The following is a 24285-nucleotide window of genomic DNA, read 5'->3' as shown; positions in this document are numbered from 1 at the left end:
GGGCCGCGCCCCGCAGTGAGGCGCTTAGCGCTATTACAAGTCCACCATTTCCACGGTCCCGGCGTCGCGCGCTTGGCAATCTCACGCAGCGTGTTCGTGTCAATGTTCATGCTGCGAGTCTTCCTGAATGATGATGGAGATTGACATGACCCACGCTGAGAACACGTACAACGGATTTCAGTACCTGGTTCGAACGTTTGCGAAACAAGGCGTCGGGGGCGAGCACTTGCAAATATTCGGATTCAACGGTTTCGTGCTTATCCCTAGCGAATTTGATGCAGAGCAACCCATGCAAATCCCCGTTCAATGCCTCGAGGAAGAGGGGTATCGTCAAGAAGACTGGGCGTTGGATGCGGCGATGGATGAAGCGAAGGCGATCATCGACGGCAAGCGTGCGCCGAAAGACCCGAAAAACGGTCCATGGAGGATGATATGTCTGACAAGCAACACACCGGAAGTGCTAGCGAAAGCGAAAGCCCTGCCATCCCCGCGCCAACTCCAAAGGTCAGCCGACCGATGAGGAACAAGGATTGGTGGCCGAATCAGCTGGATCTTTCGGTGCTTCACACGCACTCGCACCTGTCCTGCCCGTTGGAACAGGAGTTCGACTATGCCGAACAGTTCAGGAGTCTTGATGTCGAGGCGCTGAAGCAGGACCTCATCAAGCTCATGACCACATCCCAGGATTGGTGGCCGGCCGACTACGGTCACTACGGGCCCTTGTTCATCCGCATGTCCTGGCATGCCGCCGGCACGTATCGCATCGCCGATGGTCGCGGCGGCGGCGGCGAGGGCCAGCAGCGGTTTGCGCCGCTGAACAGTTGGCCGGACAACGCCAATCTCGACAAGGCGCGCCGGCTGCTCTGGCCCATCAAGCAGAAGTACGGCCAGAAGATTTCCTGGGCCGATCTGCTGATCCTGGCCGGCAATGTGGCTTATGAATCGATGGGCTTCAAGACCTTCGGCTTCGGTTTTGGCCGGCCCGACGTCTGGGAGCCCGAAGACATTTTTTGGGGTCCGGAGGACACGTGGCTGGGGGACGAGCGCTACAGCGGCGACCGGGAACTCGCCAAGCCGCTCGCCAACGTGCAGATGGGCCTGATCTACGTCAATCCCGAGGGACCGGGGGGCAACCCCGATCCGCTCGCTGCGGCCAAGGACATCCGCGATACTTTTGGCCGCATGGCCATGAACGATGAAGAAACCGTTGCGCTCATCGTGGGCGGCCACACGGTCGGCAAGACGCATGGTGCTGCGCCGGCAGCAGGGAATGTCGGTCCGGAACCAGAGGGTTCCTCGATCGAGGAGCAAGGCCTGGGCTGGAAGAACAAGTTCGGCAGCGGCAAGGGTTCCGACGCGATTACCAGCGGGCTTGAAGGCGTATGGACCAACAATCCGACCAAGTGGGACAACGGGTTTCTGGAGAACCTGTTCAAGTACGAGTGGGAGCTGACGACGAGCCCTGCGGGCGCGAAGCAGTGGACGCCCAAGAATCCCGAGGCGAACGACACTGTGCCCGATGCACACGAGGCGTCCAGGCGGCACGCGCCGACGATGCTGACGACAGACCTGTCGCTGCGAATGGATCCGATCTACGGGCCGATTGCGAAGCGTTTCTACGACAACCCGGACCAGCTCGAGGACGCGTTTGCCAAAGCCTGGTTCAAGTTGCTTCACCGCGACATGGGTCCCCGCTCACGCTATTTGGGCCCTTGGGTCCCTGAGGCACAGCTCTGGCAAGACCCGATACCAGCCGTCGATCACGAGCTGGTCAACGAACAGGATATCGTCGCCCTCAAGCGCACGGTCCTCGACTCTGGTTTGTCCGTCCCTGAGCTGGTTTCCACAGCCTGGGGCGCTGCCGCCAGCTTCCGTGGCACCGATAAACGTGGTGGTGCCAACGGCGCGCGGATTCGCCTGGCGCCGCAAAAGGATTGGGAGTCCAATGAGCCGCCGCGGCTGGCAAAGGTCCTGACAGCGCTTGAGCGCATCCAGAAAGACTTCAACGGCTCGCAGTCCGGTGGCAAGAAGGTCTCGCTTGCCGATCTGATTGTCCTCGGCGGGTGCGCTGCCGTCGAGGAAGCGGCCAGAAAGGCGGGATACGAAATTACCGTCCCGTTCGCGCCGGGTCGCACCGTTGCCTCGCAGGAACAGACGGATGAGAGCATCTTTGATGTGCTCGAACCGATCGGCGACGGGTTCCGCAACTATTTCCGGGCGGAAGACCCCCTGTCGCCGGAGGCCCGTCTGCTGGACCGGGCCAACCTCTTAAAGCTGACCGCGCCCCAGATGACGGTTCTCGTCGGCGGCATGCGCATGCTCGGTGCAAACCACGGGCAATCGAAGCACGGCGTGTTCACCGACAAGCCGGGTACGTTGAGCAACGACTTCTTCGTGAACTTGCTCGACATCGGCACAGCGTGGAGACCTTCCGCCTCGGACAAGAACGTGTACGAGGGCAATGATCGCGCTACGGGCAAGACCAGGTGGACCGCGACGGCTGCCGACCTTGTCTTCGGAGCGCATTCTCAATTGCGCGCGCTGGCCGAGGTCTACGCGTGCGACGACGGGAAGGAGAGATTCGTGCGCGACTTCGTGGCGGCGTGGAACAAGGTCATGAATCTCGATCGCTACGACCTGCTCGGCCGGGGAAACGGTCGACGCGCGGTTGCAGCCGCGCTCTAGGCGAGTGTGACGACACCCGCTGCAGCAAGGCGTGGGCGCACCTCCCGAGGGTCGCCTGCGCCTCGTTGCTCGGGCGCGTTGCTCGGCATCATGTGAGGCAAGTCCATGGATCAAGACACCGCGAACCTGATCGCTCGCCTCAGCTCGGTTGCTGTCTCCGTGGAGGACTTGATTCTTGCGAGCCACGAAGTTCATAACCTTCCGCCTGAGAAACGGAACTGGGAGGGGCGGACGAGCTGCGTTGCGCGTCTCTTTAGAGGGCAACATTACAAGGCGTTTGCGGTTCATTCCAGGCTGCAAGCCGCGGCTGCCCTTATCACAAGCGGCAAACTCCCTCTGGCCCTTGTCGCTGAAATGAGCGAGGGCGGCCGAATGGTCGCTGAACCGATATTTACTGCTGCTGCGCAAGAACCAATTCTCTTTACGGAGAAGGAGCCGTTCTTCAATACCGAATCCTTTATTGAGGCTGTACTCCGACACAGTGGCGCGGAGGGACATGCCTAACCGCCTTGCCGATTACACGGCGGGGATTATTTCAAATCGGATCCGCGGCGCCGATCTTCCAGACAGCGCAGGACGCGCTAACGTGATCGCAGTGCACATTCGCGCGATGACGCTATGGCCGTCCGAAACGGGTCGACTGCTGCCCGACGCGCAAGGACGAGCAATCAACCTGCGCGGTGCACGAATCTGGCGTCGTGCTATCTTTGGAGCCGTTTGGACACCTTCCGCACAGGAGGGATCGTGGACGTCGCCGCGTGGCTGTGCAGCCTCGGAATGGAACGGTATCAACGTGTGTTTCGCGAGAACGCCATTGATGCGGACGTGCTGCCCAATCTCACTGCGGACGATCTGAAGGAACTCGGTATTACTTCCGTTGGCCATCGCCGCAAACTGCTCGATGCGTTGGCTGAACTGCGGGCGCGAACCGGGTTCCCGCAGGCGGGCCCGCGCCTGGGTGAGGCAAACGGAGAGCGTCGGCAGGTCGCCGTGCTCTTCGCCGATCTGTGCGGCTTCACGGCGATGAGCAGTGAAGTCGACCCCGAGGAAGTACTCGTGCTGCTCGATCGATACTTCGAGCAGGCCGATCGCACTATCGAGCAGTACGGCGGGCGCGTCGACAAGCACGTTGGTGACTGCGTGATGGCGGTTTTCGGGGCGCCGGTCTCGCATGGAAATGATGTCGAACACGCCGTGCGGGCGGCGCTCGCAATCAGCGACGCGATGCCCGGCCTGTCGCGCTCCCTCGGACGCCCAGTCTCCGTACATATCGGCATTGCCGGTGGCGAAGTCGTGGCAAGTGGCACCGGCAGCTCGACCCACAGGGAGTACACCGTAACCGGCGAGACGGTCAACCTCGCCTCGCGTCTCACCGACGCGGCCGGGGCGGGTGAGATCCTGATCTCGGAAGCCGTGCGGCGGCCGCTGGCCGACCGCCTCGACTGCGCCGAACGCGGCGCGCTTTCCGTCAAGGGTTTCGCGGAATCAGTCCCGGCGTGGTGTATCGCTGGCCTGCGACGCTCAACCCGGGGCCGACCGTTCGTCGGCCGTCGTGACGAGCTGCGCCAGTTTCGGGCGGTGCTACAGGAGTGCCGCAAGACCAGATGCGGACACACTGTTCAGGTATGCGGCGAGGCGGGGATCGGCAAAACACGCCTCGTTGAGGAATTCCAACGTGAGGCACGAGATCTGGGTTTCGTTTGCCATAGCGGCCTCGTGCTCGACTTCGGCTCGAGAAACCAGCGCGACGCCATCCGGTCCCTCGTGCATGGCCTCCTGGCACTCGACGTCGAAGGCGATGGGAATGCCGGTGCGGCCGCCGTCGAACGGGCGATCACCGACGGTTTGATCGATGCCGGCGACGCGCTCTTTCTCAAAGACCTGGCCGATGTACCGCTGGCGTTCGACGACCGGACTGTCTATGAGGCCATGGACAATGCGATGCGCGTTCGCGGCCGACGGAATGTCTTGACCCGGCTCGTCCAACGCGCGAGCCGCCAGCAACCTCGGATACTGGCCGTCGAGGATATTCACTGGTCGGACGGATCGACGCTGCGGGACCTCGCCGGACTATCCGTGACGGTGGCGGAGTGTCCGGCTGTGCTGGTACTGACAGCGCGGACCGTGGGCGATTCGCTGGACGAACCGTGGCGCGCAGCGGCCAGCGGCCAGTACACGCTTGTCGATCTGGGTCCCCTAAGCGCCGGCGAAGCGCATGCGATGGCGGGATTTTTTGCTGGTGCAGAGGCGGGTCTGGCGGAACGCTGTGTCGAACGGGCCGCAGGCAACCCGCTGTTTCTCGAGCAGTTGCTTGACAATGCGGCAGAGAGTGCGGGAACCGGCGTGCCGGGTTCGGTGCGAAGTCTCGTGCAAGCGCGGCTGGACCGGCTTGATTCCACGGATAAATATGTCTTGCAGGCGGCGTCGGTACTCGGCCAGCTCTTTGAGAAGGAAACGCTCGATTATCTTCTCGATGGTACCGGTACAGCGTTGGAACCCCTCCTGACGGGTGGCCTGTTACGGCGCCTGGGCAGCGGATTCATGTTCCATCACGCACTCATCCGCGATGGCGTCTATGACGGGCTCCTGAAGAGCCGGCGTCGTGAGCTGCATCGTCGCGCCGCGCAATGGTACGCCACGCGTGAGCCCGTGCTGCGGGCCGAGCATCTCGATCGCGCGGCGGACGGCGAGGCGGCGCGCGCCTATTGTGACGCGGCGCGCTCGCAAGCGTCCGGATACCGCTATGAATCCGCGCTCCGGCTTGTCGAACGAGGGCTTGAACTCGCGGATTCGCGGACAGACCGCGTCGCACTCGAGTGCCTCCGTGGCAACATCCTGCATGACGTCGGTAACATGACGTCGGCACTCGAAGCATTCGAAAACGCCCTCAAGGCTGCCGCGACGGACGCGCAGCGTTGCCGGGCATGGATCGGGCGTGCCACGGTGAAGCGGGTCCTGGACGATCTCGATGGTGCATGGGCCGATCTCGACTGCGCCGCCGCAGTTGCCACCGCCGAAGGCCTCCTGCACGAGGAAGCACGCATTCACTTCCTGCGTGGCAACCTGTGTTTTCCACGCGGCGACATCGACGGCTGCGTACGCGAGCACGGGCGCAGCCTTGTTCTCGCGCGCGAAATGCGCGACGCCGAACAAGAGGCGGCTGCGCTGGGCGGGCTCGGAGACGGAGAGTACTTGCGCGGCCGGATGATCAGCGCACACGACGCCTTCAGTCGCTGCGTCGAACTCTGCCAACGCCACGGGTTTGGACGGATTGAGGTTGCCAACCGTCCGATGTGCGCGATTATGGCGTGGTTTGCAGGCCAAGTGAGAACCGCACTCGATGCCGCACTCGCCAGCGTCACGGCGGCGGAAAAGGTTGGCCATCTCCGGGCGGCCGCCGTTGCCCACCACGCTGCCTGGCACTGCCTGCACGATCTCGCGGAGTGGGATCGTGCCTGGGAGCAGGTTGGCCCGGCGCTCCAGTGTGCGCGTGAGCTGAAATCAAGGCGCTTCGAAGGCGAGGCTCTCGCGTTTCGTGCGGAATTGCATCGTATCGCCGGCCGTCGGGGTGAAGCACTCGACGATATCGGAGAGGCGCTGGCGATCAGCCGAAAGACCGGCATGACCTACCTGGGCGCAACCTATCTTGGCATCCTTGCGCACGCGACAGATGACGTCGCTGTCTTCGAGCAGGCACTCGCAGAAGGGGAAGCTTTGCTCGCCGCCGGGGCCGTGAGCCACAATCACTTTCTCTTTCGACGTGACGCGATCGACGCATGCGTCGACCGGGGACGCTGGGACGACGCCGCGCATCATGCTGCGGCCCTTGAAGATTACGCGCGCCGCGAGCCATCGCCCTTTTCGGTTTTTTTCGTGGCACGCGCACGCGCGCTTGTCTCATACGGGAAGGGCAGCCGGGACCTGGCATCGTTGAACGAACTCCAGCGGCTCAAGCAAGAGGGCGGGAAGTCTGGTTTCGTTCACGCTATCCAGGCGATCGACGCCGCACTGTCAGGCGAGATGAAGCACGCTGACTAGGATCGACGCGAGAGCAGGGATCGGCGTCGGCGCAAAGACTTGGGGAAGCATTTCAGAAAAAAGCGAAGCCACCCATCGACTAACAAAGGTGCGAATGTACGCTACCGCACGTCGCGGGCTATTCTGGTGCGCATCCTTACGCTTCGCCGTCTACTCTGCTGGGGGCATGAAAGGTGTCGATAGCGTAGCGCATGCGGACACTCCCGGCGCCGCGAATGCGAAAAAATCTCCCGCTATCCGCCGAATCGGCAGCAGCACGCTTTTACTTCTGAACCTCACTGGCAGCAGGGGACTTCGAGGGTTCGCCGTTCCACCGACAGGCACCGCAAGCGACCGGCCGCTTGACACCCCTGCAACCGTCCTGTTCGGGTCTACTCGTTTTCAGTGCAATAAGTGACGGTACGCAGAGCTAGCAACGGTGGGGGAGCGATCCGTACGTCATTGATTAGGTTGACGTTTCTGTTCACGGTTGGATACGTGTTTGGGGGCGTCAATGCGTGGGCGATATCAGCCGACGGCGCTTGTTTTCGCTGAACGTTGTGTCGGTAGGATTTGCCCGGCGTAGCGCTCGACGGGGAAGCGGAAGATGCCCCTCAGATTGATGCCTTCCAGCCGGGTGGGCGCGATGCGGCCGATCAGTTCTGCCGGGATGACTTGCCTCCGATTGGCCGAGCGATCCAGGACCGTCTGCATCTGCGCGGTGTTCCAGGCCATCACAATATTGGTCAGCAAGCTCAGCGCATCGGCCACCGCCTGCATCTCGTCGACGCGCCTGGCCTGCGCGGGGCCCACTCGCCCGGTGTAGATCGCACGCTTGAGTGGGTTGACCGCCTCGCCGCGATTGAGCACCCGCCGCAGTTCTCGCCGAAACGCGGCGTTGACGAAGTAGTCTGCCAAGAAGGTCGTTCGCAGCAATCTGCCGAGTTGTACACCGGCGTCGTAGATCGGATCGCCGCGGGCGGCGGAGCCGAAGCGAGCCAGTGCTGCCACTGCGCTGACGTGGCCGCTCCTCACCGAGGCGCTCAAGTGCACAAGCGCGTCCCAGTGCGACTCGACAAGCGACGTGTCGACGTTTCCCCGATGCGGTGGTCGAGCTTGGCGCGAAGCCTGGTGACCTCGGGATCGTCGTCATCTGCCGGCAGCGGCGAGAGGTGGAGATCGTCGTCGACGCGTAGCACGCCGGACCGGGCAGCCTCTGCCACCGCATCCACGCTGGAACGTACGCGCGCCAACAGCGGTTCAAGGAATTCCGCCGGCTTGGCCGGCAACGACAGACGTGCATAGTGGCGCGTCGCCTCGGTCTTCCAACGCTCTGCAGGCAGGAACAGACGCTCTCGGCCACGGAAGCCCAGGCTGTGTTCGATCCACACCGAGCCGTTGCGCACCGAGCGGCGCAGTGCGAAAAGCGCGGCTACCTCCAAGGCGCGGAACGCTCGTTCCCGGTCGTAGCCCGAGATGGCATCGCGCCAAACTGACCCGAGGCGAGGTGCAGCGGCATCGTCAGGCAACTTCCTGACACCGCGCTCGTACAGGCCACACAACTTGGCCAGCGCGGCGGTGACGGGATGCTCCCCAGTGGCCTGCCATGGCAGCCTGGCGATTGCCACCAGCAGCGATCTCACTGGGCGGATGGCTTCGATCAAACGCTCACGCACAAGAGATGCGCGGCTGGCGTAGAACGAAGTAATGTTGTCACCGGCCAATGCCCGGTAGGAAAGGGCGGGAGCCTTCGAGTTGATAATCATCTGGAAGGCCTCCTTTGCCGCCCCCAAGGTAGTGGGCGGCAAAGGTCTACAGTTGCGGTGCGAACCGCCAACCGACCTGTCAGGAGGCGCATATGAAGTATTGCGGCATCGATCTGCACTCGAACAACGCCGTGGTCGCTGTGATCGACGACCAGGATCGGGTGCTTTACTGCAAGCGGCTCACCAACGATTTGCAGCTGATTATGGCTGCGCTCGAGCCACACAGGGATGAGCTTCAAGGAGTAGTCGTGGAGGCTACGTTCAACTGGTACTGGCTTGTCGACGGACTGATCGCTGCGGGCCTTGCCTTGCATCTCGCCAACACCGCGGCAATTAAGCAGTACGAGGGCCTGAAGTATGCGGGCGACGAGCGTGACGCGGTGTTCCTCGCCCACATCTTCCGTCTTGGACTCCTGCCTGAAGGCTACATCTATCCACCAGCGGAGCGGGCGTTGCGCGATCTCGCCCGCAAGCGGCTACAGCTAGTGCAGCAGCGCACGCTTCACATTCTGAGCATCGAGAGCCTACTGGCGCGGCAGATCAACCTCCGGATGAACGGCGAACACGTCCAGCGACTGGATGATAAGGCCATACGCGCATTCGGCTTACCGGCGCATGTCGAGCGCGCGTTGATGGCCAACATGGTGGTTCTGCGCACGCTGCGGAGCGAGATAGTTGCGCTCGAAACGATCTTGCATCACGAGGCGCGACTACGCCCGGAATTTGTCATGCTGAAAACCACTCCGGGTATCGGTAATGTACTCGCGGCCACGATCATGCTTGAGACCGGCACCATTGCCCGCTTCGCCAGCGTTGGCCAGTTCAGTTCCTACTGCCGGTGCGTCGACAGCAAGCGGATCTCGAATGGCAAGAAAAAAGGCGAAGGCAATGCAAAGAACGGCAACAAATATCTCGCCTGGGCGTTCATCGAAGCGGCAGCTGGGGCGCTTTGCTACTGTCCTCAGGCGAGAAGCTTCTATGACCGGAAAAAGGCCAGGCGTCTTCCGGTAGTCGCGATGAAGGCACTTGCGCACAAGCTGGCGCGTGCGTCCTATTACATGATGCGTGATGGCAAACCTTTCGAGGTAAAGCGATGCTTTAATTAGGTTTGGCGGGGGGCCGAGAGCCCGTTAAAGTTGTTGGTCCGAAACCATTGAGTTGATTGTGCCCGGTCCCCGGCCATCCTGCTGCTGCGAACCCTGAGACGCCCAGGTCGTGAGCCGACAGCTGTCTGGTACCCGCAAGCGGGCAACCATAGAATTGATATGTATCCCTCTGGACACAGGCCTGGCACCGACGATTCTCTGGGGCTCTACTGAGCCAGGGGTGAATGCCGGAACGCGGGCGTTCATCTTGATCCCGATGGGTGACTGGTGCGGATCAGTTCCGCAAACCAAACGACGAGAAACCGGACGCGCCACCAAGCTTCGCATCGCCCCGGGATGGCCAATTCGGCTCTCAGGCGCAGGGCTTGGTCCCTGAAGGGAACGTCTTATCCCTTTACTTCGGCCTTCCAATGGGTGACGACTTTACTTCGTTCTCCCGCGAAGTAAAGTCGTCACTTCGCATCAGTGCGCATTAAAATCGTCAATTCCCGTTCGTCCTAGACCATGAAACCTCAGGCAGGTGGAATACATGGTCGACGTTTTGCGAAGCTTCGAGCCGCTCGCGCTACCGCGTCCTCGCGGCGCGCACCGGTATGACGTCTTCAGTCCAAAGCTCGGGAGACGCCTGACGCTGTACGGGCGCAGCGCCTTCGAGGCCTGGCTGATGCTCGAAGCGGATCCTGCTACGAGGACATTCTGTGAGTCGCCTGGCTTCATGGCAGTTGACGGGCAACGCTGCATCGTCGATTTCTGGGCACGGTCGGATGACCGTGAATGCCTGGTACTACTATCGGAAGCAACGCTGGCGAACGATCCCCCACAGAGTCGTGTTGACTTCGATCCGGAAGCCGTCGCCGTGCGGCACATCGATGCGGCAGAAAGGTCATCTGCGCGTGTCTGGACCGGAAACTGGCAGCGCATGCTGCCCGTCCTAGTCGCCGCACGCGGCCTCGTCAAGCCTTCACTGCTCGGCGCGATCGAGCGGTTTGTCGGTCGATTACGATGCGCCCGTTCAATCATTCGATGTCGAGCAATGGTGAGGTAGAACATGAAAAATGTCACGCTCGGACATCTGTTGCCGACCGCCAGAAAGCAGGCCGAGTTGGGGGGACGACGAACGCATTGTTGCGCTTCTCCGCGATCGATGGATTGACTACCCGCGCGCCACGCAAGTGTTGCAGCAACTTGAGCGTCTGTACGAAACGCCTCGTCGCGATCGGATGCCATGCCTGCTCCTGCATGGCGACTCAAATATCGGCAAGACCAAAATCACCGCGAAATTCCGGCGCTCGCATCCCAACGAATTTGACGACAGGACTGGGGTAGAACGCTGTTCGGTCGTTTCCATGCAGATGCCGCCGACGCCAGACCAGCATCGTTTTTATTCGGGCCTTCTTTTCGAGCTAGGCGCTCCGCACAATGCCGCGGCTGGTCTGGCGTCCCTGGAGCGACTGGCTCGTGACATTCTCAGACGCGTATCCCCACGGATGTTGGTTGTCGATGAGATCCATCATCTGCTGGCGGGCAGCTATCGCGAGCAGCGTGCGTCCCTGAATCTTCTCAAGTTCCTCGCCAATGATCTGCAGATCAGCATGGTTCTGGTCGGAACCCGCGATGCAGTATTGGCGCTTCAAACTGATACCCAGATGATCAGCCGTTATACGCCATTTGACATTCCGCGCTGGCGCGAAAGCGACGGTCTGCGACGGCTGCTTGCCGCATTTGAACGAGTGTTGCCGCTGCGCAAACCCTCGGACCTCGCCCGACGCGAGATCGTTCAGTTTGTCTTGAGCGCGAGCGGGGGATTAACCGGTGAAATATCTACGATGCTGAACAACGCTGCGGAACTGGCGATTCGCAACGGCGACGAATTGATCGACATGACACACCTTGAGCATGTCTACCGAATCACGCAGTAACGCGGTCCTGTGGCCGGTCGCCCCGAGGCCATTTTATGAAGAAGCTTTCGGAAGCTGGCTAGGCAGGGTTGCGACGCGTTATCAGATCAGCGTTGAGACGCTATGGGAATTCAGCGTTTTGGAAGATACGCCTGTATTGGGAACTGCAGGATGGATACTTTTCCCGGCGATTTCGCAACCAGCACTACGGCGATTCGCGACGCTCGCACGTCTTGATGACGGCAGGTTGAGCCACATACAGACGCCACCGGCATGACTCGCTGACCGTCGCTGCATGCCGTACTGCTTCAGATGTCTCGTGCTAAATGACGCGGACGTGTCAGCGCCACGCTGGAAACGTGAGTGGCTTGATCCGACAGCCGAATTCTGTAGCGTGCACCACATGCCTCTTGAAACAGTGCCGGCGTCCGTGTTTCGGCTATCAAATCACTTCGACGCCGCGCTTCGGGCGATCAGCCGTTACCGCGAAAAATGCTTGTTTCGCGCCACCGGCCGCCTGCGCTAGCAGAATTAATGGACAGCATTAGCGCTTGAACGGACACCGCTAGCAAAATTAACGATCTTCAACACCTGTCTTTGACGTTTAGCCATCGGAGACGCGTCGTAGCAGATACACGACAATCACTGCGGAACCGCTGACAAAAATTGCGAGCCCGATCGCTTTACGCGCGAGCGTGTAATGCACAAACCAGGAACTGGTTCTGCGCAACATCATTCACTCCATGGGCGCCTTGACGGGCGCGTCGCGTCGGGAGAGACAGCCCCCTATGTTGCCGCAGCGCAGGCCGTATCGCGACGTGTACTTGCCCTGATCTTTGCTTGACAGTCTTTACCACTTCGAACTCTTTGAACTGAGGAGAGCTGGATAGAGCGGGTAGGTGCCGGTATCCGGGCATTCTGAAACCAGCAACCAGCCTGTCTTCGAACCGTGAACCGCAATTATCGCCCAGATTCAAAGGCACAGAGCAGATGCTTTATGGTCTACTAACAGGTTCTTTGCACCAGCCGGTCCGGACGCAAATCCAGGCGCACATGAACCGGCCCGTTTGGGCATTGGCGCAATGCAGGGATGTCCTCAGGAGCTGCGGCGAGCCTTTGCCGGTTGCCGCCATTGTTCAAGGAAAAACTGCAAGCCGCCCAGCTGCTGTGCGATGTAGCCGCCCGTGGCCATCGATTCCGGTGCGCGCCGGTCGCCTGTAGGTGGGTACTCGGCGGAGAAGTCTGCTGTACCAAACACGATGTCCCAGATCGGGAACACGGCGCCGTAGTTGCAGGAATTCCTGCCGGCCGCGCGCAGGCCGTGATGCAGCCGGTGAAAGCGCGGCGAGACGATCAGCCGGTCTCCGAGCCAGCCGAACGAAAGCTTGATATTGGCGTGGCTCAGGCTTTCGATGAAGCGCATGAACAGGAACAGCAGCGGAAACTGCAGCGGCGGAATACCGATCGCGAGGCCGACGATGCCGAACCAGATTGCGGCGACCAGGTCGTCAAGCAGATGGTTGCGGTCGTCCGACCAGAAACTCATCTGTCGCTGCGCATGATGCAACGCATGCAGTGCGTACCAGCTACGGTATGAGTGCGACAGGCGGTGACGCCAGTAATCGGCACAGTCCAGAATCAGCGCGTACGCGATGAAGGTAATGAGCGGATGTCCGAGAAGCGGCGGTATCAACGTCTCAAGCGTTGGCGGTATGTAGCCGTGATCGACCACGAAGCCGTTCACCCACACCTGCACCTGGTAGAACAGCAGGAAACTGACGACAGGCAACACCCCGACGCGGTTGAGGATCGTATAGAACGCGTCGGTTACGACGGCTTTGCGGTCATCCCAGCGTTCGATCGGAAAGAGTGCTTCGAGCGGCCAGCAAACCGCATACGTGACGATGACCGCGAAGAGGCCATAGACGCAGATCAGCGCCCAGTCGAAGGAAAGCTCTTCCCATTGCATCCAGCCGAAGTGATACAGCAACGGCAGAACGAGATACTGGTCGATTTCACCGGCCAGCATATTGAAGAATCTGTCGAGAAATATCAGCATGATGGGCGTTAGAGCGTTTCGGCGGTAACGAGACCTGGGCGGCTCATTTCGGTGGTGAGGAAGATGCCGTGCGGCGAGCGTCCGACCTCAATGGTCTCGTAGTTGCCGCTGGCTGGATCGAGTACGGCGACCTGCTCCCGGAAACGCAGCGTCACCCATAGCTTGCCGTCGGGGCCAACAGCAATATCATCTGGCCCCGCAGCGTGGAACGGATAGGTACGACGAAGCTCGAGGGTGGTTGGATCGAGCGCCACCAGCGAGCCGCCGATCCGGTTGCTCACGTAGAGCGTCGCGCCGTCGGGCGCAAGAAAGACATTGTGCGGGCCGACGCCCGTTTTCACCCGCCGCAGCACGTTACCCGTCACTGGATCGACTTCCGCCACATGGTCGCTGCCCATCACGCAGACCAGTACCTTGCCGTTGTGCCAGAGCACGCCGGCGGGGGTCGATCCGACGTTCGACTTCCAGCGGATCGTCAGGTTCGTCAGGTCGAATGAAACGAGCGTGCCGGACTCCTGCATCGAATTGAAGCTCCAGCGCGAGTCCGGCGAGAAGTCGAGGTGGCTCGGCATGCCGCCCGGCGAGAAGCGCTTGACGAGCGTCAGGTCGTCGGGGCGGTAGATGTCGACATAGTTGAGCCGCAGTGCATTGACGACGAGGTAGCGGAAATCCGGCGTGAAGCCAAGCTGGTACGGATCGGCGATCACCTTGTGGCCAAGCGCCAAACCGGTGTGCGGGTCGACTATGAACAGCGCATTGCCGCTGGCGTCGGCAATATAGAGCTTGCTTCTGTCGCGCGAAAGCGCCCAGTGACTGGGTTCGCGCAACGTTGGCAATGTCCGGACGATCTTGTGCGACGCCATGTCGATGACCGAAACGCTGGCTTCGCCGGAATTCATTACGATTGCGAGAGAGAGAGGCGCCGCGCTGGCGATACGTGAATGAAGGGCGAGGAAAGGCGACAGGCCGAGACTCAGGGGAATGGCCAGACTACGGCCAAGTACTTCGCGACGTGAAAGCTTCATGGAGGGCATGCATGAGAGAATTAGCCACTCATTCTGCTGGATGGATTCACCGTCAGGCAAGGACGAATTGCGAATGGCGCTGATATGGAGCGACGCTACGACCGCTTCCTGTCAGAGGCCTAACAAATTTCTGGCGAAGCTGACGATCCGCACACGATTTGGCTGCATTTGACCGAGCTTCCTGCGGGTCCGGGCGCGCTTTGCCAAGCACTCGCGTCGATCATCTGCGGCGTTTGGCCGCCCTGTATACCGCCATCACGCGCTAAAAAATCTGGAGTAATAGCATTGCCACGTTCGTCCAGAGAAATCGGGAAGTGTCCATGAACAGCACTACCGGCAAAAATACGCTCACAGATCGCACGACTGTTGCGATTCGCGATGTGCTGGCCGGCAAACGACGCGGCTTGCGCTCTGCGCTGCTGTTCGCCGGACCCGCAGTGATTGCCTCGATCGCCTACATGGACCCGGGCAATTTCGCGACCAACATCCAGGCCGGCTCCCAGTTTGGCTACACGCTGCTGTGGGTGGTACTGATGGCCAACCTGATCGCCATGCTGTTCCAGGCGCTCTCTGCCAAACTCGGCATCGTGACGGGCCGTAACCTGGCGGAAATGTGTCGCGAGCAACTACCGCGCAAGGCCGTCTTCGTCATGTGGTGTGTCAGCGAAGTTGCTGCGATGGCAACCGACCTGGCCGAATTCCTCGGTGGCGCAATCGGCCTCGCGTTGCTGTTCAAAATGCCGTTGATGTCCGGCATGGCGGTGACCGCCGTGGTGACATACGGCATCCTGGTGTTTGAAAAAGGCGGTTTCCGGCCGATGGAGATCATCATCGGCGCGCTCGTTGCCGTGATCGGTCTGTGTTACCTCGTCGAATTGTTCATTGCGCCCGTTGCATGGGGGCAGGCCGGATTGCACTCGATCTTGCCCTCAATGCCGAACCGGGAAGCGCTGACCGTTTCGGTCGGTATCGTGGGCGCCACCGTGATGCCACATGCGATCTATCTCCATTCCGGGCTGACTCAGGGCCGGACTCCGGCGAGCAACGCGGGCGAGCAACGCGCACTGCTGCGTTTTTCGAACCGGGAAGTCATCGTTGCGCTTTTCTTCGCAGGTCTCGTCAACATGGCCATGGTAATCATGGCCAGCGCGGCATTCCATGCCGGCCACCGCGACGTCGCGGAAATCGAAACTGCTTACCATACGCTCACGCCGTTGCTCGGTGCGGGCGCGGCGGCGGTTTTCCTGATTTCGCTCATCAGCTCGGGTATCTCCAGCTCCGTCGTCGGTACCATGGCTGGCCAGATGATCATGCAGGGCTTCGTCGGTTTCCGGATTCCCATCTGGGTGCGACGTCTGGTGACCATGGTGCCGGCGTTCGTGGTGGTCGGCCTCGGCGTGAATGCCACCCAGGCGCTGGTGATCAGTCAGGTTGTGCTTTCTTTTGCGTTGCCGATCCCGATGGTGGCGCTGGTGCTCTTCACCCGCCGCAAAGACCTCATGGGCGAGTTCGCCAATGGCCGGATCACGGATATTGCGGCGATCGCCGCGACGGTCATCATCCTCGCGCTGAATGCGGTGCTACTGCTTCAGACGTTCGGCGTCAGCATTCCGGGCCTGCCTGCACGCTGATGCAGCCCGCCCGGACTCGTTCGGGATGGGCCTCCGCGTCCGGCTCGCTTCTGCTTCGGCCGCGCTCCCGGTGCGATGGACGGCGAAGTTTGTTCGCTAGCCATCGACTGACTCGCAGCAGGTAAGCAATCGCGGCGAAGCTTAGTGCGACAGTCAAACGGCTTAGTCCATAACTCGAGTTAGGGCCGCCTGACCAACCGTCGGCTCGGCTCATCAACCCGCCCCTCTAATCGACACAGCCAGCACTCTTTAACGGCTGCTCTCGCCGACATTTGGGACATTCGAACTTTGGCGCTCAAGGGCTCCTATGGGTCGACAAGAGTCAGTTGTGTTGGCTTGGCGTGGCTGCCGGGCGCTCGGGCGACTGAATCGTGACAGGGTCGCCGAGCGCACCGAAGGTGCTGTCCGAGCGCCGCGCTTGGGGCACGGGAGACTCGACGTCACTATTGATAAAAGCGTATCCGGGAGCGGACATGACGGAGTTGACGGTCAAGGGCGCGGTGGGCGGGATGGGTCTGCTCACGCAGCATGAAACGGAAAGCGGACGCCTGTTTCGCTCGTTATGTCTGAGCGCGAGCGAGGACGGCAAGAGCGTCGTGCTGATCGACATCGACGAACGCAAGGTTGGCGTGCAGCGCGAATACCGCTTTGAAATCACGACCGGCGAACTGATCGCCCTGATTCGCGCCCACGGCGCCGAGCTGACCGGTGAAAACCATGGCAACGCCACTGGCGCCGGCTGAGCGGGCCGACCCCATTCCGCGCGAGCGGTACCTGACGGCCGCCGAGTTCCATCAGCTCGGCGCCGTGCCGGCCGAAGCGGAGTGGTTCGCGAATCTCGACAACCCGCGCACGCGGCGCGCGTACCAGATTGATCTGCGGGACTTTATGGGTTTCGCCGGGATCCGGCAGCCGGACGAGTTCCGGCTCGTCACGCGCGCGCATGTGCTGGCGTGGCGGAAAGCGCTCGAGACCCGCGCGCTGTCGGGCGCGACAATCCGGCGCAAGCTCGCCGCGCTGTCGTCGCTGTTCGAATACCTGTGCGAAAAAAACGCGGTGGATTTCAACCCGGTCAGGGGCGCGAAGCGGCCGAGGGTGGAGAGCGGGGAAGGGAAAACGCCGGCGCTCGGCGACCACCAGGCGCGCGCGCTGCTCGACGCACCCGATCCGGCGACGCTGAAAGGCAGGCGCGACCGCGCGCTGCTGTCGGTGCTGCTGTATCACGGGCTGCGCCGCGAGGAACTGTGCCTGCTGACCGTGCGCGACATCCACGCACGCCGCGGCGTGCCGCACCTGCGCGTGCACGGCAAGGGCGGCAAGACTCGCTACCTGCCGCTGCACCCCCGGCAGCGCCGAACGGATCCACGCGTATCTGGAAGCAGCCGGCCACGGCAGCAAGCCCGATGCGCCGCTGTTGCAGCCGGTGAAACACCGGCAGGGCATGACCCTGGGCGCGGCCATCACGGCCGATGGCGTCTATAAATGCGTGCTCGCGTACGCGGCGCAGGCGAAGATCGCGATCGACGGCTTTGGCGTGCACAGCCTGCGCGCGACCGCCGCGACGAATGCGCTCGAGCACGAGGCCGACATCGCCAAGGTGCAGGAGTGGCTCGGCCACGCGAACATCGCGACCACGCGCCTGTATGACCGGCGCAAGCACCGCCCCGAAGATTCGCCGACGTTCAAGGTGGCATATTGAATCAAACGGCGCCGCAGTCGCGAAGAAGCGCAAGACGGACAGGCACGCACGTGGAGTCGTCGAACGGGACTCGCGATCGCAAGCTCCTGCTGGAGAACCCATGAAAGACGAAATCGTACCCACACCACCGCTGAACGAAGCAGAAATCGATCAGCTCGATGATTTCCTGACCAGCGATTCCGCTTCCGACGAGGCGATGGGCGTTTCGATGATGGACGGGTTTATCACAGCGCTCGCCTCGGGGCCCAACCTGATGATGCCTGGCACCATGCTGGGTTGGATCTGGGATGCGGCGCATGGCGAAGACCTGCCGACGTTCGCCAATGCTGAGGAGTCGAAAGGGCGCTGTCACATTGCCGAAGTGCTCGCGTAAGATGGCCCGATGATGAAATCGAAATCCCTCTATCACGGTCACCGCTTTCCGGCTGCAGTATCAGTTGCGCGGTGCGTTGGCATTTCCGCTTTCAACTGAGCCTGCGCGACATTCAGGAGTTGTTGTTCGAACGCGGCGTGGTTGTGAGCCATGAAACCGTGCGACGCTGGTGCGATAAGTTTGGCACTCGCTTCGCGCATCGCGTCAAGGCCGCGCGTCGCAAGCCCGGCAGCACCTGGCATCTCGATGAGATGTTCGTGACGCTGCGCGGTGAGCCTCATCTGCTGTGGCGAGCGGTTGACGAGCATGGTGCCGAACTCGACATTCTGTTGCAGAAGCGGCGGGACAAAGCCGCTGCGAAACGCTTCTTCAAGCACGTGCTTCGGTCATGTCCCGTGCCGCGCAAGATCGTCACAGATCAATTACGAAGCTATCCGGCCGCGAAGGCCGAGATCCCCGAGTTGGCCGGCGTCAAACACGTGTTCGTCAAGGCTGCTGCACGGGTGAATAACCGGGCTGAGAATAGTCATCAACCTACTCGTGAACGCGAACGACGCATGCGCGGGTTCCGCGACCCGAAGCGAACGCAAGCTTTTCTGTCGAGCTTCGGTCTGATTCGCCAGCACTTTGCTCTCAAACGACATCTGCTGCGCGCCTCTCTTTATCGCAAACAACTCGCCGCCCGATTCGCTGCGTGGCATGCATTCACCGAGCTCAGCCAAAATCCGTCGACCGCTTTCTGAGTAATCTACCTCTTTGGCACTGCGCCGGCTCACCACCGCCAAGTTGACAGCGCCATAATATTGCCTCGGCTTGAAAAAAACATCCTTATTGCGACAGAACCCCGGTATTTGCGCCTTTGCATATGCGACCGGCAGGATTTCGGACGTCGTGCGCAGGGTTCACTTCCGCTTGTTACTGGTCGTGATCGGAGTAAACATGCAGTTCGGATCCTTGTGCAACTTGTCGTTGCAGCATGAAAGCAAGGCTTTGACGGACTTGATATTCGCCTCATTCCACTGTGCTTCACTCATATTGTTGTCCGCGGGCATCCAGTGGCTCAACGGGTAGGTGTTTGCCAACTGATTGTTGCCTGGTGGTGGATTATGATCGGGGAGGAGCACGTTGCCGGTTGCGAAGCCCAGGAAAACATCACAACTCTTTCGGCTACCGATCCGGTGGCAACCCGTGCATGTATTGCCGGCAGTATTGATTGCATCGAGATGGTAGCCCTCGAATGCCGGACCTATGTTTGAATACTTTCCCCATGGATCCGTCGGCACCAGGTGCCAGACCTGGGCGATGTATGGGCTCATGATGTAAGGCCCTGCGTCGTGACACGTAACGCAATTCGCATTTTTGAAGACATCGCCCGGGCTTTTCCAGAATTCCACCGCTGAGATCTTCCCCGCTGGCGGCACCTTCTCGTTCGGCGGGGGTACTCGTGAGGTATCTTTTCTGCCGTCTGCTGACTGGAACCAGCACGTCTTCCCGTTGCCGGTATTATGCAAAACGACATTCACCTCGTCGTATCGAACGTCCTTGTCGTCGAGTAATGTGTTCCGCTTGCAGTACACCGATATCTGCGTGTCGCCGTAAGAGAGGTTTCGTATCTTGGAGTATGGAGCGCATTGACCAGGAAAATCTGAAGTCGGGCTAAGCAATGATGGTCTGTCGCACTGGTGCGGAATTTCGCTTGTCACGAGCTTTCCATTGACTGTAATGGGAATGTTCGTACCGTTACTACAGTCGAAAGCCCGCATATCCCCGATTTCGTTTATGCATTGCTGGGCGTATTCAAGTACTGTCTGCTCATGCCGCTCGGCGAAGAGCGAACTGGACATGAAAACGTATAGCGCCAAGATCCGACATACGATTTTCATTTTCAGGCTCCGCGTTCCGTCCGAGCCTGTACGACCTTGGAAATCGCCTCTTTGTATTTGACGTACCCGGTGCAACGGCACAGGTTTCCACCCACCCATGTCTCGATGGTTCGTTCGAGGTGGCTTGTTTCTACGCGATGACCCTTGAGATGATCCAGCATGGCGGTGGCTGCCATCAGAAAGCCGGGGGTGCAGTAGCCACACTGGAAGGCGAACGTTTCAAGAAAGCTTTCCTGTAGCGGTGAGAGGCGGCCCCCCTGCGACAGGCTTTCGACCGTATAGACGTATTGGTCTGCAATGGCGCTTACGGTCGTTGTGCAGGCGAGGGTCTTCTCCATTAATGCATCAGGCCGGTTGCGCAGGCCTACAGTGCAGGCACGGCAAACTCCGATCCCGCAGCAAACTTTAGTGCCAGTGAGATCCAGTCGTTCGTGAAGATACTCAGCCAGACTCATGTCGGCATCAGCGGCCGCAATCTTGATGGGGTGCCCATTTACGTAGATGTTCAGATCACCATGATTCACTTGAGCGCCTCCATAATGATTGCCGGCGTGACGGGAGTCTGCCGGAAGCGATGGCCTGTGGCCATTGCCAGAGCGTTTAGCAGTGCCGGCGCAATTGGACAAATCACCGCCTCGCCGATGCCGCGAGCGCAATCGTGGTGCTTGTCAGCAGGCGGATCCAATATGATTAATCGCTGCCTGCCGGGGATATCGCACATAAGCGTTATCAGATATTGGTCGAGGTTCCACTTGCCATTTCCTGGCCCTTCGGGACCCAACGGACAAGCCTCGGTAAGTACATTGCCGATTGCCATTGCGACGGCACCTTGTGATTGCCCCTCGACGATTTGCTTACATATCAATCGACCGGCGCTGAGTGCTGTCACTACCTGTTCGACATGGACATGTCCGTTACCAGGATTAACCGATACGGCAACAAGCGCCGCGGAAGGAGCGTAGTCTGTTCGGCCGTATCCGACCGCGCCGGGTGGCGCAGTGACTTTCTCGCATTTCAGTGCGGCGAGGTTCAGTATGTCGTGACCGACCGCTATGAAATCGCAATCCATATCGAAATCGCCGGACTGAAAGACGTATCTCCCTTTCCAAAAGTCTCCGGCGTAAGTGATGTGGGCGGCGGCCACCATATCGAAATGTTCCTCTTTGATCTTGGCAAATAGTGCAGACCAGGTGAGGGGCCGATAGCCGGGTGCCGTCAGCGTTCCATTTACCCATTTGATGGTCCTGGGATCCGGACCGGGGGCCTTCCAGATCTTCCGCGCGGCGGGAAGTACGCTCTGCAGTAACAAGGCTTGCGATGCGGGATCAACGGCCGCGAAATGGTGGAATGCACCGAGGCACGCGCTCGATGAACCGAACGGAAATGAAATTGCGCCGCTGCGCGAGTCGTCCCATTTCCCCAGGCCCTTGAAATCGAAATCACGAATCGAAGCGAACGCGTCGACTTCACTCATTAAGATCTGATGCGCGTTCTGGCCTAGATGATCTGCGGGGGCGAGCGCGAGCGTCGTTGCTGCTCCGTTTCCCATATCCGTATAGTGAGTCAAAACTCGCAGTTTCCCGTCCTGCTTGATTTCGACCATGGCGAAGATCGGGTCCTTCCCGGTTCCATACGCCTGGTTCGACATCGCAAGCCCGACGCCATACTTCAACTTGGAGGACGCTCGCGTTCGATCCTTGTTCACCCATAATGGATCCAATTCGAGCGTGGTCAGCAATTTGTCTAACTGGAGATCAAAGAGAATGGGCGCACCTGTGATCGTCTTGCCATGACCCTTGCGAAGAAGGTTGGCCCGACGGATATCGAATGGACTCTTGTGCAAGGCTTGAGCGGCCTCGTCCAACAAGGTTTCGATGGCCATGTACGCCTGCGGACCGCCAAATCCGCGTTGCGACCCACCGAACACCTCTGGCGTGTAGTTCGCTTGCGCTCGCGCCGCTGCACGCGGTATCTCATAGCAACTCATCGCGCTCAGGGCCGCAAGGTCCGCGACGGAAGCGGACAGGTTTCTCTTGCCCCCCGCGTTCAGGATGAATTGGCTGTCGAGCGCCTGAATCTTCCCGGCATGGTCGACCCAAATTGACTCTTCGAATTCTGTTTCCGACCGCTTCAATCCGACCTGAAACTGCTCGTAGCGCGTCTGCTGCCAGCGCAGCGCGCCTTCGGCAAATGGTGCTGCCAAAGCAAGATAGACCGGGAACCACGACTTGTCCCGGCCGCCAAAACTGCCACCGGGGTAGCAACCGACCACGTGTACCTGCCTGATGCCGATGTTGCTGCCGGAAAAGATGCCAGCGGCCGTTGCGCCGTCGTCGCTCGGAGATTGCGTTCCAAGAACGAGCTGGAGGAAGCCTGTGCTGGCGTCATACCATGCGAGCCCGGCCTCCGGCTCCATAAAGACCGGATCGATCGCCGGAGTCATGAAATGCGCTCCCGACGATGTTCCGAATTCGTACCAGTCGCCTTGCTTCACCTTTCTTGACGCCAGCGCGCATATATCCTTGCGCACGTCCCTGCAGCGCTGCTTGAACTCGTCAGACGGACCGAAATGCGAGTTCTTGTCCGTCGTCATGTTGATGTTCCAGAACGACTTTTCATCGTTCCGTACATAGATTTTGGGCGTTGGGTATACGGTGGGGTTCGACTTGTCCCGGTCAACTGTAACGCCGTATCGAATTACCTCGTTGTTGAAGTCGAGAATCTTTCGTGCTTGCCGGTATGTTTCGAAGTCCCTGAAGATGAGTAGTGCAATGGGTTGACCGTAACAATCGGCGGCCTGTCCCGTTTGCGAAAACAAGAAAATGTCGGGATAGGTTTGAGGGTCCTTCTCCTGATGGAGACTGATGTTGTTGGCTTTGAGCGTGTCATTGTCCACAACGCCGACAGGCTGGATTCGTTTGGGCAGTACGCGAAGATCGTAGCCTTCGACTATTTTGTCGATGCAATTACATCTGAGCGCGTACAGCCAGTTTTCCTGTTTGGGCCAACCGCTAAAGTCTCGTGCCTTGAAGTCGCGTGCAAAGATCCTCGACCCTGTAACCTTGCTAAGTCCGTCAATTCGCCACCGTGCTGTACCTGGCTCGGTCGCCCAGTTGTTCGCGCTACTCGGACTCTCGGCTGTTGTCGGTTCGCTCGACAAGCCTGACGCTTCGTGGTTGCTTGAGGGCGCCGACGCGCAGCCGCTCATCAATGCCGGAATGCCGCTTACGGTAATGGTGACAACGCTTCCACCCATCACCTTCAGAAAAGTTCGACGGCTAACGGGAACTTCGCAAACCATGCTGCCCCCTTCAAGTATCGTTCGCCGAGACCTTACGGGTTCAAACGGTTCCGCAACGCCGCTGTTACCCTCTCGGGCATCGAACTGATGTATCGCATTCGCAAACGCCAGTTCGATCTCGCCAGCGTGCCCTTCAGAGATACCACCTCGACCTCGATTTGGATGGCGGTTCTTTCAGCTCGTTGAGGCACTCGAAAAATGGGCGATTTCTCTCCCGCCTACCGAATTTGCACCACAACCTCGAAAGATAGGAGGGGCTGCGGCGGATGCCGCGCTAAAATCCCCCCGAGAGACATGTCAGAATTCCACGCCGCTCTTGAGCCACTGGTCACGCGGCGTCCGACGTCGCTCTCTCCGGGTTCCCACCTTGGCACGCATTTGATACGTTAACGGGTGGCCTTGCGCCGTGATCTGATTCCAGCCGCCTCCCGATGTCACGTCGAAAGCTCCGATGTAACCACCGGGCATGAGCGCGGGGACTGGCTTCTGCAGATGCTTTCCGTAGTCGAACTGCGTGCTCCCCGGCGGGCGGAACGCCTCGAACCACGATGGAAAGACAAAATCTGAAACCGTTACTCCGTTGATGTCATAGCCAAGTTGATCCGCCTCGCAGGCATCGCAGACTTCATACGCGTAGAGGACGCCCTGCGCGGCGCTAGGCTGCACGAATACCGTGAGGTTGATCTCCGGGTCTGCGAGCATTTCCAGCAACTCGTGGCTTGCAGTCACTGTCCACTTGCTGTTGTATTGCTGGTCGGTCTTGGCAAAGACCTTGCCGAGCGGAAGCCCCTCGTTGGTCACGTCGTGGTAACCGAGGGCGCCCGCTTGGTCCGAGTTGTCGA

General features: G+C 60.2%; 17 protein-coding genes and 3 pseudogenes. 13 read left to right on the top strand and 7 right to left on the bottom strand.

Features of this window, described 5'->3' with window-relative positions:
- Positions 1-145 precede the first annotated feature (145 nt).
- From OKW43_RS39835 to OKW43_RS39820, 4 genes are all read left to right on the top strand, one after another.
- Complete coding sequence (locus OKW43_RS39835; protein WP_429454211.1) at positions 146-520, top strand: hypothetical protein; 375 nt, start codon at positions 146-148, stop codon at positions 518-520.
- Positions 517-2685, top strand: coding sequence for a catalase/peroxidase HPI (gene katG, locus OKW43_RS39830; RefSeq protein ID WP_429454209.1), 2169 nt, complete (start codon positions 517-519; stop codon positions 2683-2685). Before OKW43_RS39835 ends, katG begins: the two co-directional genes overlap by 4 nt.
- Before the next feature lie 105 nt (positions 2686-2790).
- Positions 2791-3189, top strand: coding sequence for a hypothetical protein (locus OKW43_RS39825; RefSeq protein WP_429454207.1), 399 nt, complete (start codon positions 2791-2793; stop codon positions 3187-3189).
- Positions 3190-3429: 240 nt separating this feature from the next.
- Positions 3430-6723 carry an adenylate/guanylate cyclase domain-containing protein gene (locus OKW43_RS39820; protein WP_429454205.1) on the top strand — a complete coding sequence of 1098 codons (3294 nt, stop codon included), beginning with the start codon at positions 3430-3432 and terminating at the stop codon, positions 6721-6723.
- A 507-nt stretch (positions 6724-7230) separates the two neighbouring features.
- Here OKW43_RS39820 and OKW43_RS39815 read toward each other — a convergent pair.
- Positions 7231-8213: pseudogene (locus tag OKW43_RS39815) on the bottom strand (Tn3 family transposase); the annotation flags it as partial.
- Between the two features lie 347 nt (positions 8214-8560).
- Here OKW43_RS39815 and OKW43_RS39810 point away from each other — a divergent pair.
- From OKW43_RS39810 to OKW43_RS39800, 3 genes and pseudogenes are all read left to right on the top strand, one after another.
- Positions 8561-9574, top strand: a complete 1014-nt coding sequence (locus tag OKW43_RS39810; RefSeq protein WP_187639337.1) for an IS110 family transposase — start codon at positions 8561-8563, stop codon at positions 9572-9574.
- Between the two features lie 529 nt (positions 9575-10103).
- Positions 10104-10619 carry a hypothetical protein gene (locus OKW43_RS39805; RefSeq protein WP_429454203.1) on the top strand — a complete coding sequence of 172 codons (516 nt, stop codon included), beginning with the start codon at positions 10104-10106 and terminating at the stop codon, positions 10617-10619.
- A gap of 3 nt (positions 10620-10622) precedes the next feature.
- Positions 10623-11493, top strand: a pseudogene (locus OKW43_RS39800) (TniB family NTP-binding protein).
- A 1075-nt stretch (positions 11494-12568) separates the two neighbouring features.
- On the opposite strand, the gene OKW43_RS39795 reads toward OKW43_RS39800, so the two are convergent.
- A complete protein-coding gene (locus tag OKW43_RS39795; RefSeq protein WP_429454201.1) occupies positions 12569-13531 on the bottom strand; it encodes a sterol desaturase family protein in 963 nt (320 codons plus the stop codon).
- 8 nt (positions 13532-13539) lie between these two features.
- Positions 13540-14616: a YncE family protein gene (locus OKW43_RS39790; RefSeq protein ID WP_429454199.1), complete on the bottom strand. Its 1077-nt coding sequence runs from the start codon at positions 14614-14616 to the stop codon at positions 13540-13542.
- 260 nt (positions 14617-14876) lie between these two features.
- Here OKW43_RS39790 and OKW43_RS39785 point away from each other — a divergent pair, with 260 nt between their 5' ends.
- The 6 genes and pseudogenes from OKW43_RS39785 (at position 14877) to OKW43_RS39760 (ending at position 19002) form a co-directional block, all read left to right on the top strand.
- Complete coding sequence (locus OKW43_RS39785; RefSeq protein ID WP_429454197.1) at positions 14877-16187, top strand: Nramp family divalent metal transporter; 1311 nt, start codon at positions 14877-14879, stop codon at positions 16185-16187.
- A 473-nt stretch (positions 16188-16660) separates the two neighbouring features.
- Positions 16661-16930: a hypothetical protein gene (locus OKW43_RS39780; protein ID WP_429454195.1), complete on the top strand. Its 270-nt coding sequence runs from the start codon at positions 16661-16663 to the stop codon at positions 16928-16930.
- Entirely contained in the window at positions 16905-17669 is a 765-nt protein-coding gene (locus tag OKW43_RS39775; RefSeq protein WP_429454193.1) for a tyrosine-type recombinase/integrase, read from the top strand. The genes OKW43_RS39780 and OKW43_RS39775 overlap by 26 nt, the downstream gene beginning before the upstream one ends.
- Complete coding sequence (locus OKW43_RS39770; RefSeq protein WP_429454191.1) at positions 17629-17886, top strand: tyrosine-type recombinase/integrase; 258 nt, start codon at positions 17629-17631, stop codon at positions 17884-17886. Before OKW43_RS39775 ends, OKW43_RS39770 begins: the two co-directional genes overlap by 41 nt.
- Before the next feature lie 100 nt (positions 17887-17986).
- Positions 17987-18259, top strand: coding sequence for a UPF0149 family protein (locus tag OKW43_RS39765; RefSeq protein WP_429454189.1), 273 nt, complete (start codon positions 17987-17989; stop codon positions 18257-18259).
- Positions 18260-18268: 9 nt separating this feature from the next.
- Positions 18269-19002: pseudogene (locus OKW43_RS39760) on the top strand (IS6 family transposase).
- Positions 19003-19161: 159 nt separating this feature from the next.
- Here OKW43_RS39760 and OKW43_RS39755 read toward each other — a convergent pair.
- From OKW43_RS39755 to OKW43_RS39740, 4 genes are all read right to left on the bottom strand, one after another.
- On the bottom strand, positions 19162-20142 hold the full coding sequence (locus tag OKW43_RS39755; protein ID WP_429454187.1) for a hypothetical protein: 981 nt from the start codon (positions 20140-20142) through the stop codon (positions 19162-19164).
- Positions 20143-20144: 2 nt separating this feature from the next.
- A complete protein-coding gene (locus OKW43_RS39750) occupies positions 20145-20666 on the bottom strand; it encodes a (2Fe-2S)-binding protein (RefSeq protein ID WP_429454185.1) in 522 nt (173 codons plus the stop codon).
- Positions 20663-23443, bottom strand: a complete 2781-nt coding sequence (locus OKW43_RS39745) for a xanthine dehydrogenase family protein molybdopterin-binding subunit (RefSeq protein ID WP_429454183.1) — start codon at positions 23441-23443, stop codon at positions 20663-20665. Before OKW43_RS39745 ends, OKW43_RS39750 begins: the two co-directional genes overlap by 4 nt.
- A 297-nt stretch (positions 23444-23740) precedes the next feature.
- Positions 23741-24244, bottom strand: coding sequence for a hypothetical protein (locus OKW43_RS39740; protein WP_429454181.1), 504 nt, complete (start codon positions 24242-24244; stop codon positions 23741-23743).
- Positions 24245-24285: the final 41 nt, after the last annotated feature.

It is taken from the genome of Paraburkholderia sp. WC7.3g, from assembly GCF_050436345.1.
In the GTDB taxonomy this organism is placed as follows: Bacteria; Pseudomonadota; Gammaproteobacteria; order Burkholderiales; family Burkholderiaceae; genus Paraburkholderia; species Paraburkholderia podalyriae.
Note: the sequence above shows the minus strand (reverse complement) of the source record. Positions and strands in the feature narration are given on the sequence as shown.

Excerpts from the sequence above, each read along its gene's own strand:
- katG (WP_429454209.1), top strand. The coding sequence starts at position 517 with ATGAGGAACAAGGATTGGTGGCCGAATCAGCTGGATCTTTCGGTGCTT.
- OKW43_RS39785 (WP_429454197.1), top strand. The coding sequence starts at position 14,877 with ATGAACAGCACTACCGGCAAAAATACGCTCACAGATCGCACGACTGTT.
- OKW43_RS39780 (WP_429454195.1), top strand. The coding sequence starts at position 16,661 with ATGACGGAGTTGACGGTCAAGGGCGCGGTGGGCGGGATGGGTCTGCTC.
- OKW43_RS39810 (WP_187639337.1), top strand. The coding sequence starts at position 8,561 with ATGAAGTATTGCGGCATCGATCTGCACTCGAACAACGCCGTGGTCGCT.
- OKW43_RS39755 (WP_429454187.1), bottom strand. The coding sequence starts at position 20,142 with ATGAAAATCGTATGTCGGATCTTGGCGCTATACGTTTTCATGTCCAGT.
- OKW43_RS39825 (WP_429454207.1), top strand. The coding sequence starts at position 2,791 with ATGGATCAAGACACCGCGAACCTGATCGCTCGCCTCAGCTCGGTTGCT.
- OKW43_RS39795 (WP_429454201.1), bottom strand. The coding sequence starts at position 13,531 with ATGCTGATATTTCTCGACAGATTCTTCAATATGCTGGCCGGTGAAATC.
- OKW43_RS39765 (WP_429454189.1), top strand. The coding sequence starts at position 17,987 with ATGAAAGACGAAATCGTACCCACACCACCGCTGAACGAAGCAGAAATC.
- OKW43_RS39745 (WP_429454183.1), bottom strand. The coding sequence starts at position 23,443 with ATGGTTTGCGAAGTTCCCGTTAGCCGTCGAACTTTTCTGAAGGTGATG.
- OKW43_RS39835 (WP_429454211.1), top strand. The coding sequence starts at position 146 with ATGACCCACGCTGAGAACACGTACAACGGATTTCAGTACCTGGTTCGA.
- OKW43_RS39805 (WP_429454203.1), top strand. The coding sequence starts at position 10,104 with ATGGTCGACGTTTTGCGAAGCTTCGAGCCGCTCGCGCTACCGCGTCCT.
- OKW43_RS39775 (WP_429454193.1), top strand. The coding sequence starts at position 16,905 with ATGGCAACGCCACTGGCGCCGGCTGAGCGGGCCGACCCCATTCCGCGC.
- OKW43_RS39770 (WP_429454191.1), top strand. The coding sequence starts at position 17,629 with ATGACCCTGGGCGCGGCCATCACGGCCGATGGCGTCTATAAATGCGTG.